The sequence below is a fragment of the Streptomyces sp. MspMP-M5 genome, from assembly GCF_000373585.1.
In the GTDB taxonomy this organism is placed as follows: Bacteria; Actinomycetota; Actinomycetes; order Streptomycetales; family Streptomycetaceae; genus Streptomyces.
Genome location: NZ_KB891853.1, coordinates 613,380 through 624,824, shown reverse-complemented (window position 1 = coordinate 624,824; position 11,445 = coordinate 613,380). Strand labels below are relative to the sequence as shown.

Below are 11,445 nucleotides of genomic sequence, written 5' to 3'. Positions count from 1 at the left end.
CCGGGTGTCGCCCCCCGGGAGAGTCCATGGCCGACGAGGACCGGCGGCGCGCCCTCGCGGAGTTCCTGCGTGCGCGCCGGGAGCGGATCACTCCGCAGGACGCGGGCATCCTGGCCGGGCCCCGGCGGCGGACGCCAGGGCTGCGGCGCGAGGAGGTCGCCCAGCTGTCCGGTGTCAGTGTCACCTGGTACACCTGGTTGGAACAGGCTCGGGACATCGGCGTCAGCCGCCAGGTCCTGGCCAGTCTGGCGCGTGCCCTGATGCTCAGTTCGGTCGAGGAGCGCCACTTGTACGCGCTGGCCGGCGAACTCCCCCCGGAGCAGCCCGACCGCTCCGGCCCCGGCCCCGCCCTGCAGCGCCTGGTGGACGCCCTGGACCCGCACCCGGCATATCTGCTCGACGCCAACTGGGACCTGGTCGCCTGGAACCGCGCCGAGGCCGGGCTGATCGGCGACCCGGGCCGACTGCCCCCCGAGGAGCGCAACTTGCTCCGGGTGGTCTTCGTCGACCCGACGATGCGGACGCTCCTGGGCGACTGGGAGGAGCAGGCGCGGGACCTCGTCGCCCAGTTCCGGGCGGACGCCGGCGAGCGGTTCGGCGATCCGCGATGCGATCGGCTGGTCCGGGAACTCTCCGCGCTGAGCCCGGAGTTCACACAGTGGTGGCAGGCGCATCACCTCGCGGACCTGGGAAGCACCCGGCGCACCTTCCGGCATCCGCGGGTCGGGGCGCTGATCTTCGATTACGTGAAACTGGCGGCGCTGGAGGCACCCGGGGTCAAGCTGTTCGTGTGCATGCCGCACGACGAGGCGACGGGGGAGAAGCTGCCCCGGTTGCTGGAGTGCTGAGGTCGTCGCTGGTCAGCCCCGGCCGGTCGGCTGGACGGCCAGGGCCTTGAAAAACGTGTAGTGGAAGCTGCCGCCGGGCTCCGCGGCGCGCCGTAGGTCGGCGATGCCACGGTCCCATTCGGCGGGCGTCGTCAGCCCCGCGGCGAGGGCCTCGTCCCGTACGGACTCGATCATGGCGATGAAGGTCCGGAGGGTGAAGCCGTGGACGAGGCCGGGCCGGCTCGCGTCCGCGTAGACGGTACGCGGCCGGACGGCGACGTCCTCGAAGCCGGCCGCGCGGAGGAGGGGATGCAACTGCCGCCCGAGCAGCGCGTTTCCGCCGGCCGCCGCCTGGAGGCGGACCTGGTGGCCGATCACCCGGCGGGCGGCCGGGCTGTCGGGATGGAAGACGACCGTGCCGTGGTCCCCCTCGATGGCGGTGAGGGTGCCGCCCGGGCGCAGTACGCGGCGCAGCTCGGTCAGCGCGCGTACGGGGTCGGAGAGGTGTTCCAGGACGAAGCAGAGGAAGACGTGATCGAAGGAGGCGTCGGGGAAATGGAGTTGATGCAGGTCGGCGCGGTGCCAGGTCACATGAGCCGAGGCGTGTGGGGCGTGCGCGGCCAGGTGGGCGCGGGCCTGGTCCAGGGAGGACGCGGAGCGGTCGAGGGCGGCTATACGGGCGCCCGGGCTGTTGCCGACCAGGTGCACGGTCTGCGCGCCGACGCCGCAGCCCACCTCCAGGACGTGGCTCCCGGCCGGGTAGGCCGTTCCGGCGTGCAGGAGTTGGGCCAGCGTGTCGGCCTGGTCGCCGAGGCGGCGCGCCTCCTGGTCGGAGTAGCCGTGGACGTAGGCGGGGGAGGTGGCCAGGGGGGTGGCTGGGGTGACGGTTGGGGGTGCGGCTGGGGTTGGGGCTGCGGATGGGGCTGTGGATGGGGATGTGGAGGGGGACAGGGCGTGGGGCTGAGCCTGGGCCTGGGGCTCCTGGGCCTCGGCTTGGGCTTGGGCTTGCGCGTTCATGGAGCAACGGTCGCTGGAGAATGGTCCGATGGACAGGTCCAAAGAGGGTGCGGTTGACGGGGCCATAGCTGAGCAACTGCCCAGGGACGGGGCTGGCTCCGGCTCCGGCTCCGGCTCTGGTCCGGACTCCGGCTCCGACTTCCTCCAGTTGAGGATCGCCGGGGTGCCCGTAGGGGGCCGGGCGGACTGGCTGGCGGGAGAGCTGCGGCGGGCGATCGCCGACGGCCGGCTGCCGGTCGGGAGCAGGCTGCCCGCGACCCGGGTGCTCGCCGCCGAGCTGCGGGTCTCGCGCGGGTTGGTCACCGAGGCGTACCAACGGCTGCGGGAGGACGGCCAGGTGGCCGGACGGGGCCGCGGCGGCACGGTGGTGGTCGCCGCCCCTCTCACGACCGGCGACGGCCCCACAGGCGTGCCCGCACTGGCCGGCGCGCCACCGGCGACGCACACGGGTGCGACGGCCCCCAGGGGCACTCCGTTCGCCGCCCCCTTCGCCGCCCCGCCCCGCAGCGACATCTTCGACGCCCTCCGCGCGACTCCCGCGCGGATCGACCTCACGCCCGGCGTGCCCGACCTGGCCTCGTTCCCCCGCGCCGCCTGGCTGCGCGCCGAGCGCGCGGTACTCACCGCGCTCCCGTCTTCGGCCTTCGGCTACGGCGACCCCCGGGGCGCCCCCGAACTCCGCCGCGCCGTCGTCCACTGGCTGGCCCGCAACCGCGGTATACGGGCCGACCCCGCCGACGTCCTGATCGTCTCCGGTACGGCGCAGGCACTCGGGCTGGTCACCCAGGTCCTCCGTGCCGACGGCATCGACGCCATCGCCGTGGAGGACCCCGGTTCCCTCGGTGCTCGCCAGCACCTCCACCACTGGGGCGCGGCGACCCCGCCCGTCCCGGTGGACGAGGACGGTGTACGGGTCGACGCGCTGCGCGCGAGCGGTGTACGGGCCGCCCTGCTGACCCCGGCCCATCAGTTCCCGACCGGCGTGGTGCTCGACGGGGCCCGGCGCCGCGATCTGCTCCGCTGGGCGCGCGACACCGGTGGCCTGATCATCGAGGACGACTACGACGCCGAGCACCGTTACGACCGCCCGCCGGTCCCCGCCCTGCACTCCCTCCTCGCCGACCACGTCTGTTACGCGGGCAGCGTCTCCAAGCTCCTGGCCCCCGCCCTACGGGTCGGCTGGCTCCTCGCCCCGCCCCGTTACCGGGAGGCGCTGGCGGACGCCAAACGGTTCGCCGACCTCGGCAATGCCACACTGCCGCAACTGGTGCTGGCCCGCCTGATGGAAACCGGTGAACTGGAGCGCCTGACACGTCAGTTGCGCCGCCGCCACCGGGCGCGCCGGGACGCGGTCATCGCAGCGGTCCGCGCCCACCTCCCGGAGGCGGTCGTGCACGGCGCCGCGGCCGGCCTCCACCTGACGCTCACCTTCCCGCCCGCCGTCCCGCCCGACACCGAACTGGCCGCCACCGCCCTCGCCCGCGGCGTCAAGCTCCACCCGCTGTCCTGGCACAGTCAGCGCCCCTACGGCCGACCGGGCCTCGTACTGGGCTACGCGGCGCGCACACCCGGCGAGTTGACGGAGGGCGTCGCCATCCTGTCGGACGCACTGCACGCCGCGAGCCACCCCGGGACGGCGAGGCCGAACGATGAACCCATGGCAGAGGACGAACGCTCAGCTGACACCCCCTAATGCTTGAACACAAAAAGAACCGTCGGCCGGTTTATGGAGCGCCAGAGGCATGCTCGGCGGCGTTGTCAGTGCCGTATGCGAAAGTGGATCCAGCAGATGAGCTGAAGTGAAGTGAACTGAGCTGAACAGCAACGGGGGGAGGGGCTCGCCATGCCGTTGGCAGACGAGGTGGTGGCGTTCCACGAAGGACGGCCGAATCCGGCCGCCCTCATCGGTGAATTCCGGCGCACAGTCGTCATACTTCCGATCGCCGACGAAGCCTTTCTGGCCACCGATTTGGACGGTATCCGCTGGCTTTACGCATTCAGTGACGAAGATTCCTTGTCCCGTTTTGCCGCTGGCCGAGGGAGCGACCCGGCGACGGAGTGGCAGTACGCCACCGTGACCGGCGCCCGGATCCTTGACGTGCTGATACCCGCCGTCGAGGGCCCGGCGGGCGTGGCCCTGGACGCCGGCAGCGCTCAGGGCATGCTTTTCCCGCCAGTGTCGGGAATCGTCCCGGACCACGTCGCGGTGGACGTGGACAACGGCATATCCGCGCCCTCGCCTGCCGAGGCACAGGGCAGCACCACGCACGTCTAGGGGGGAAACGTCCATGGGGCTCATGGAGGGCGACGGCTACCGCACCGACCCGGAGGCTTTTGAGCAGCTCACCCAAGGCATAAATGCCGCGATGAGCGAACTCAAGGAGCTGGGTTTCGATATCGAGGCCCAACTCGGCCGGGGTTTCGACAGGTTGTCGTTGGATTCCGTGGAATGCGGCGACGGCGGGCTGGCGACGGTCTTCTCCTCGTTCTGCGACCGCTGGGGCTGGGGCGTCCGCACTCTGATGCAGGACGCCAACACGTTCTCCGAGAAGCTGGGCCTCACCGCCGGGAACTACTACGAGCAGGAGCAGTACGCCTCCGACCTCCTCAAGCAGGGCGTGAACGCCGCGGTCGGCGATCCGACCAGGTCGGCGGAGGACCTGCACAAGACGTCCTGGAGCAAGCTCAAGGACGACGTGATCGACGCCAACACGGACTTCGACTACGACCCGAACTCGAAGGCTTCCCGGGAGTCGTACCAGCGTGTGGACGGCGCCTTCCGGCGGTTTGGGCACGATGCGTCCGCCGCCGCGGGCCGCGCGCTGAACGTGGGCAATGACCTGGCCGACGCCTCGAAGAAGATCGTGGAGGCGGAGCAGACACACGGGGGCGGCGACAAGTGAACTGGTTCGAGGAAGGCGTCAACAAGGTCGCCGACGGGGTGGGCGAGCTCACGGATGCCGCGGAGCGCGGCGTCGGCGAGATCGCCGAGTTCGGTGCCGACAAGCTCGGCGACGGCCTGGAGGCGATCGGCGCGGACGGCGCCGCGGAGAAGGTCCGCGCGGGGGGCGACAAGATCGCGGGCGCGCTGGGCGCCCAGGTCGACGAGCGCCGGCTGGGCGAGACCGACGATCCCAAACAGCTCATCCATGGTGACGTCGAGAAGCTCAACGAAACCGCCTCCCATCTGAAGGACTTCGCGGTGGCGTTCAACCGCGTGGCCGACGGGATGCGCAAGCTGGGCTCCGGCCAGAACTGGAGCGGCCAGGCCGCCGACGCCTTCCGTGAGGCGTTCGACATGCACCCCAAGCAGTGGATGCACGCCGCCGATGCCTGCGACGACGCGTACAAGGCGCTGAAGTCGTACGCGGAGACGGTCTCCTGGGCGCAGGGGAAGGCGTCCGACGCGATCGAGAAGTACCGCCAGGCGGAGCAGGCCCGCGAAAACGCCCTGGAATCATGGAAGTCGAAGGCCAACGCGTACGTGGCGCAGGCCGAGCGCTACAACTCCGCCGTCGAGCGAGGTGAGGACCCCGGCACACAGCCCACCCCGCCCGGCGACTTCGTGGACCCGGGCACCGAGGGCCGCGAGGCCGCCCAGGACATGCTCAAGAACGCCCGCAGTCAGCGGGACGAGTCCGCCGAGCGGGCGCGCAACGCCGTCCAGGGCGCCCTGGCGCACGCCCCCGACAAGCCGCAGTTCACGGAGCTGGCGGGCGCGGCCGTCAAGGACGGCTTCGATGCCGTCCCCGCCGAGGGCATGCATCTGCTCGGCGGCGTCGCGAAAGCCGGCATCGAGACCGTCAATCTGGCCCGCACGGTCAACCCCCTCGACCCGTACAACATCGCCCACCCCATCCAGTTCGGCTCGAACCTCTCCACCACCCTCCTCGGTCTGGGGCAGTCGTCCCTGCACCCCGTCGAGATGACCAAGGGAATGCTCGGCTCCGGCTGGGGCAGCGACCCGGCGGAGGCATCCGGGAAGTTCCTCGGCAACCTCATCGGTGGCAAGGGGGCGGGCGGACTGGCCAAGGGGGCGCTGAAGGCGGGCGCGAAGGACGCCTTCAAAGGCGCCGCCCGTAACGCCGTCAAGGAGGGCGGCAAGCGAACGATTCGCGACCGTCTGCGTACGCGCTGGTGCAAGACCTTCGGCAGCGACCCCATCGACATGGCCACCGGGCGCATGATCCTTCCGCAGACCGACATCAGTCTGCCCGGCAGCCTCCCGCTCTCCTTCACCCGCACCTTCGAGTCGTCCTACCGCACCGGTCGCTGGTTCGGCCGCACATGGATGTCCACCCTCGACCAGCGCCTGGAGATCGACTCCGAGGGCGTCATCCTCATCGGCGAGGAGGGCAACTTCCTCCTCTACCCGCACCCGGCCGTAGGCGTCCCGACGCTCCCCCTCGAAGGCGACGGCGCCCCACTCGCCCGCACCCCGGACGGCGACTACTTCCTCGTCGACCCGCAAACCGGAATCCGCCGCTACTTCACCACCTACACCGAGAACCTCGCCCTCCTCGACGAGATCTCCGACCGCCACGGCAATCACCAGACCTTCGACTACACCGAAGACGGCACGCCCACCGCGATCACCCACAGCGCGGGCTACCGCCTCCTCCTGACGACCGAGAGGACCGCCGACGGGAGCACCGAGGGCGCCCGCATCACCGCCCTCCACCTGGCCGGCGCCGCCCCCGACGGCAGCGACCAACTCCTCGTCACCTACGGCTACGACGCCTTCGGCCACCTCGCCACCGTCACCAAGCCCGCCTCCGACCGCCCCCTCCGCTTCACCTACGACGACGCCGGCCGCATCACCTCCTGGACCGACACCAACGGCAGCAGCTACATCTACGCCTACGACGAGGCCGACCGCTGCACGTCACAGGGCGGTATCGCCGGCCACCTCCGCGCCCGCTACATCTGGGGCGACCCGGACCCGGAGACGGGCCGGTGCACCCACCGCTTCTTCAACTCCCAGGATCAGCTGACCACTTACCAGGTCAACGATCGCCATCAGATCGTCGCGACCACCGACCCGACCGGCGCCACCACCCGCACCACCCGCGACACCAAGCACTGCATCCTCTCCACCACCGACGCCCTCGGCCGCACCACCCACTTCACCTACGACGACGCGGGCCGCCCGGTGACGGTCACTCTGCCCGACGGCACCACCTCCACCACGGTCTACGACGCCCACGGCAACCCCCGCACCGTCACCGGCCCGGACGGCACCACCTGGGCCCACACCTACGACTCCCACGGCCACCGCGTCGCCACCACCGACCCCCTCGGCGCCACCACCACCTACACCCACGACGCCCGCGGCAACCTCGCCTCCGTCACCGACGCCCTCGGCAACACCACCCACATCACCTGCAACGCCGCCGGTCTCCCCCTCTCGGTCACCGACCCCCTGGGCCACACCACCCACTACACCCGCGACGCCTTCGGCCGCACCACCGCCATAACGGACCCGCTCGGCGCAACCACCCACCTCCAGTGGACCGTCGAAGGCAAACTCGCCGCCCGCACCGACCCCACCGGCGCCACGGAGAGATGGACCTACGACGGCGAGGGCAACCGCCTCACCCACACCGACGCCATCGGCCAGACCACGAGCTTCGAATACACCCACTTCGACCTCCTCTCCGCTCGCACCGACCCCGACGGCGTCCGTTACGAGTTCACCCACGACACCGAACTCCGCCTCACCCAGGTCACCAACCCCCAGGGCCTCACCTGGAACTACACCTACGACGGCGCCGGCCGCCTGATATCCGAATCCGACTTCGACGGCCGCGTCCTGTCCTACGTCCACGACGCAGCCGGCCAACTGGCCACCCGCACCAACGCCCTGGGCGAGGTCACCACCTACACCCGCGACGCCCTCGGCCGCATCACCGAGAAGAACGCCGCCGGACTGGTCACCACCTACACGCACGACCCCGCCGGCAACCTCCACCAGGCCACCAACCCCGACGCCACCGTCACCTACACCCGCGACGCCCTGGGCCGCGTACTGACCGAAACGGTCAACGGCCGCACCATGACGTACACATACGACATCCTGGGCCGCCGCACCTCCCGCACCACCCCGTCTGGGGCCACCAGCACCTGGACCTACGACGCGGCAGGGAACCGCACAACGCTTACGGCTTCCGGCCACACCCTGGACTTCGAACGCGACGCAGCAGGGCGCGAGATCACCCGGCGCATCGGCGAAGCACTCACGCTCACGAGCACGTGGGACCCAACTGGCCGCCTCACAGGACAGACGCTCGTCGGTGCCGACGCCAGCACCCTGCACCGTCGGAACTACGCCTATCGTCCTGACGGCAACCTCGTCAGCATCGACGACCACCTCAACGGCTCGTGCACCTTCGACCTTGATGCGGCAGGCCGTGTCACGGCCGTGAGCGCCCGCGGATGGACGGAAACCTACGCATACGACCAGGCAGGTAACCAAACCACTGCCGAGTGGCCCTCACAACACCCGAACCCGGAAGCTCGCGGCTCCCGCACTTACACCGGCACACGAATAGCCAACGCGGGCCACGTCCGCTACGAACATGATGCCCAAGGCCGGATCATCCTCCGCCAGAAGATCCGGCTGTCCCGCAAGCCGGTCACCTGGCGCTACACCTGGGATGCCGAAGACCGCCTCACCGCGGTCGAGCCCCCCGATGGCCAGCCATGGCGTTACGTATACGACGGCCTGGGCCGCCGAATCGGGAAGCGACGCCTCGCGGATGATGGATCGGCCACCGAGCAGGTCGACTGCTCCTGGGACGGCGCCACTCTCGCCGAAGAGACCACGAGTTGCCCTAACTCGCCCAACCTGATCACCCTCACCTGGGACTACGACGGCTTGCGCCCCATTGCCCAGACCGAGCGTAAGACTCTTGCCGATGCGTCTCAGAAAGAAATAGATCACCGCTTTTTCGCCATTGTTGCGGACCTCGTTGGGACCCCAACCGACTTGGTCGACGAGTCCGGTGACGTTTCCTGGCGTGCCCGCACCACCCTTTGGGGATCCACGGCTTGGAACCGTACTGCGACTGCGTACACACCCTTGCGCTTTCCAGGCCAATATTTTGACGCTGAAACGGGTCTGCACTACAACGTCCACCGCTACTACGACGCGGAGTGTGGGCGATATCTTTCAAAGGATCCCCTCGGTCTGGCCCCCGCACCCAACCCGAGTGCATATGTCGAGAATCCGCATACCTGGGCAGACCCGCTCGGTCTAACTCCATGCACTCCGGAGGGAGTGGAGGTTGTCCGCGGGGATGACCTCGGTTCGCTTTTTCACTACACCAACGAAAAGGGGTACCGGGGGATCACGGAGAGCGGGGAACTTCGGCCGTCACTGAAGGCCAACAATCCGAAGGATGCCCGGTACGGTGATGGTCAATATCTCTCGGATGTACGGCCAGGGACAAAAACGGCTGGACAGTTGTCGCATGCTTTTTTGCGTGTGCCGTGGGCCGGACACAAGTTCAGCCACTTTCTGGAGATCGACGTCCGAGGGCTCGATGTGTGGCGCTCCCTGGATCGGCCGGACGTGTATCTTATACCTGGCCAGCAACCCTTGGATGTAGCGGGACGAATAATAAGTCACGGAAAGAACTGACTATGCAGCACTGGAAAGTCATCTGGCATCACGAATTCGACGAAGAGCCGGTTATCCTGTTTAGCGAAATCGGGGATGATGGTTACGAGATTCGCAAGGTTCAAGAGTACCGTGATGGGCGCCTTCTGTATACCGATGGGACTAACGAGACTGCAGAAATTGGGCTAAGTGAAATCCCTGTCGGGGATATCGAAGATGTTGCTTCTCAGTCCGAATTCTCCGCATTCGTCATCTCGGCGGCTGATTTTGAAATGATATGGAATCGCGCCAGGTGTCATGGGGCGGCTTCGTAGGGAAGGCGGTGGCGGCGGAATTCCGTTCGAGTCGACGCTCATTATCTTCAGCCCGAGCGGCGGTCGCTTTCATGCTTTCTTGGTCGGTGCTGATCGGTCTCGAATCATTTTTCTGGATGGATGTGCTCGACCAGCGTTCGCTAGGTGGTTAGTTGGGGATGGTGTTTTCGCTAATCGGGAATGATAGGTAGGGGATTTCTTGTCTGCGCAAGTGCCGCCGGTGAGCGGCCCTCAGCCCTACGGTCAGCCTGGCGGTCCTGGGCCCTATGGTCCGCCCCCGCCTCATCAGGGCTCGTACGGTCAGGCTGGCCAGGGATCTTACGGAGCGCCGGCTCAGGTTTCGTATGGGGCGGTTCCGTATCCTCCGGCGCCGCAGCCGTATGGGCAGGTGCAGCCTCCACAGGGTGGTGTCGCCGGAGTGCCGGGTGCGTTGCCGCCGAGCAGGCGTCCGACAAACACGACGAGGGCGCGCATCGTCGCGGTTGTGGCGATTGTCGTTCTCGGAGTTGCCTTCTGGTTGCTGAGCCGTGGACCTCATGCGCCTCACGCGAAGTTTGCTGACGAAGCGCAGGTCGGCGACTGCGTGGAGAAGTCGGGATCGGGTGACGGTGTGGTGCTTGAAGTCGTCGGATGCGCCAGCAGCAAAGCTAATTACAAGGTGGCCCTCCGATACCCTGCCGGCGGCAGGTGCCCCGACGGCTTCAGTGAGTATGAGAAGACCCGAGGGAGTCTGGTGACGTTGCGGCTGTGTCTGAGCCCTGCCGAGCGTTAGCTGTTGCCTGGTCTGAGTACGGCTACTCATGCGGGCGGGTGGGGGTGGGGGTTGGCTGGTGGGTATGGAAGATGTGTCATTGCCCGTGGGTGAAGAGCGGGACTCGCAGACATGGGTGGGGCCGTTGGTTTCCACGGTGGTCACGGTGGTGGCGGGGTTCTTTGCGCTTGTGGTGCTTGGGTTCTCGGCTATGGCCTGTGATGCGTGCAGTAGTGAGAAGGCACATGGGTTTGATGCCGGCATCTCGACTGCCTTGACGGTTCTGAAGGTTGGGTTCTTGGTGCCGGCGGGGATGTTGGTGGTGGCTTGGGGTTCGTGGGAGCCGCGGCAGGCTGGGCGCCGGGCGATGCTTGCGTTGACGGCTCCGTTGGCGGTGGTGTTGTTGTTTGTGGTCTGTATGGCGCTTGTGGATTGGCCGTGAGGTGGGAGTGGGAGAAGGAACAGCCGGTGCCGCGGGCGTTGGTGGCTCCGGCTCTTGCGACGACCCTGACGCTGCACGTGGGGTTCGGGCTCGGGTGGCTTGTGGCGCTGACGCCGGCGGTGTGTGGATCGTGCGGGGGCGAACGGCTTGAGCGTTTTGTGGCGAGCCTGAAGTTCGCCGTTGTCGTGTGCGGCTTGGGGTTGGTCGTGCCGGTCGGGTTGCTGGTGGCCAGTTGGGCCCTGCCGCGTCGGCGGCGTTACACCGCGGGGCGGGTTACCTGCGCGATCCTGGCCCCGCTCGCCCTTGTCGGGTTGTTCGTGCTGTATGCCTCGCTCATCGAGACGTAGGGAGGAGCGGGTCCTCGGCGTCCCCCGTTCGGGGCTCCAAGGCCCCGCGCGGGCCGGTGGTTGTCGTACCGGCGGGGGCTTGGAGCGCGTTCGTTGCCGCGGTGAAGGGTGAAGGGTGAAGGGTGA

11 protein-coding genes are annotated in these 11,445 nt (G+C 68.4%); 10 read left to right on the top strand and 1 reads right to left on the bottom strand.

All coding sequences use genetic code 11. The features are described from left to right. Positions 1-26: 26 nt before the first annotated feature. The gene (locus tag B073_RS0102875; RefSeq protein WP_018536585.1) at positions 27-848 is read left to right on the top strand and encodes a helix-turn-helix transcriptional regulator; all 822 of its coding nucleotides are present in this window, start codon (positions 27-29) and stop codon (positions 846-848) included. Between the two features lie 12 nt (positions 849-860). Here the strand turns inward: B073_RS0102875 and B073_RS0102870 are convergent, their stop codons facing one another. Further along, positions 861-1,844, bottom strand: a complete 984-nt coding sequence (locus tag B073_RS0102870) for a methyltransferase domain-containing protein (RefSeq protein ID WP_078507864.1) — start codon at positions 1,842-1,844, stop codon at positions 861-863. Between the two features lie 28 nt (positions 1,845-1,872). Here B073_RS0102870 and B073_RS0102865 point away from each other — a divergent pair, with 28 nt between their 5' ends. The 9 genes from B073_RS0102865 (at position 1,873) to B073_RS48685 (ending at position 11,438) form a co-directional block, all read left to right on the top strand. Continuing rightward, entirely contained in the window at positions 1,873-3,537 is a 1,665-nt protein-coding gene (locus B073_RS0102865) for a PLP-dependent aminotransferase family protein (RefSeq protein ID WP_078507863.1), read from the top strand. A 150-nt stretch (positions 3,538-3,687) separates the two neighbouring features. Continuing rightward, positions 3,688-4,119 (top strand): SseB family protein, encoded by a 432-nt coding sequence (locus B073_RS0102860; protein WP_018536582.1) that lies wholly within the window; start codon positions 3,688-3,690, stop codon positions 4,117-4,119. A 13-nt stretch (positions 4,120-4,132) separates the two neighbouring features. Continuing rightward, complete coding sequence (locus B073_RS0102855) at positions 4,133-4,747, top strand: hypothetical protein (RefSeq protein WP_018536581.1); 615 nt, start codon at positions 4,133-4,135, stop codon at positions 4,745-4,747. After that, positions 4,744-9,486, top strand: a complete 4,743-nt coding sequence (locus B073_RS0102850; protein WP_018536580.1) for a putative T7SS-secreted protein — start codon at positions 4,744-4,746, stop codon at positions 9,484-9,486. The genes B073_RS0102855 and B073_RS0102850 overlap by 4 nt, the downstream gene beginning before the upstream one ends. Before the next feature lie 2 nt (positions 9,487-9,488). Beyond that, the gene (locus B073_RS43540; RefSeq protein WP_078507862.1) at positions 9,489-9,779 is read left to right on the top strand and encodes a DUF6881 domain-containing protein; all 291 of its coding nucleotides are present in this window, start codon (positions 9,489-9,491) and stop codon (positions 9,777-9,779) included. Between the two features lie 211 nt (positions 9,780-9,990). After that, positions 9,991-10,551, top strand: a complete 561-nt coding sequence (locus tag B073_RS49205; protein WP_420706416.1) for an LppU/SCO3897 family protein — start codon at positions 9,991-9,993, stop codon at positions 10,549-10,551. A gap of 64 nt (positions 10,552-10,615) precedes the next feature. Then, positions 10,616-10,972: a hypothetical protein gene (locus B073_RS0102845; protein ID WP_037810665.1), complete on the top strand. Its 357-nt coding sequence runs from the start codon at positions 10,616-10,618 to the stop codon at positions 10,970-10,972. Positions 10,973-10,998: 26 nt separating this feature from the next. Continuing rightward, entirely contained in the window at positions 10,999-11,319 is a 321-nt protein-coding gene (locus B073_RS0102840; RefSeq protein ID WP_234024990.1) for a hypothetical protein, read from the top strand. Continuing rightward, positions 11,250-11,438: a DUF397 domain-containing protein gene (locus tag B073_RS48685; RefSeq protein WP_078507885.1), complete on the top strand. Its 189-nt coding sequence runs from the start codon at positions 11,250-11,252 to the stop codon at positions 11,436-11,438. Before B073_RS0102840 ends, B073_RS48685 begins: the two co-directional genes overlap by 70 nt. Positions 11,439-11,445 lie beyond the last annotated feature (7 nt).

What these genes read in the sequence shown, in the direction of transcription:
- B073_RS0102860 (WP_018536582.1), top strand. Translation starts at nt 3,688, where the DNA reads ATGCCGTTGGCAGACGAGGTGGTGGCGTTCCACGAAGGACGGCCGAAT.
- B073_RS0102855 (WP_018536581.1), top strand. Translation starts at nt 4,133, where the DNA reads ATGGGGCTCATGGAGGGCGACGGCTACCGCACCGACCCGGAGGCTTTT.
- B073_RS43540 (WP_078507862.1), top strand. Translation starts at nt 9,489, where the DNA reads ATGCAGCACTGGAAAGTCATCTGGCATCACGAATTCGACGAAGAGCCG.
- B073_RS0102865 (WP_078507863.1), top strand. Translation starts at nt 1,873, where the DNA reads ATGGACAGGTCCAAAGAGGGTGCGGTTGACGGGGCCATAGCTGAGCAA.
- B073_RS0102870 (WP_078507864.1), bottom strand. Translation starts at nt 1,844, where the DNA reads ATGAACGCGCAAGCCCAAGCCCAAGCCGAGGCCCAGGAGCCCCAGGCC.
- B073_RS0102875 (WP_018536585.1), top strand. Translation starts at nt 27, where the DNA reads ATGGCCGACGAGGACCGGCGGCGCGCCCTCGCGGAGTTCCTGCGTGCG.
- B073_RS0102845 (WP_037810665.1), top strand. Translation starts at nt 10,616, where the DNA reads ATGGAAGATGTGTCATTGCCCGTGGGTGAAGAGCGGGACTCGCAGACA.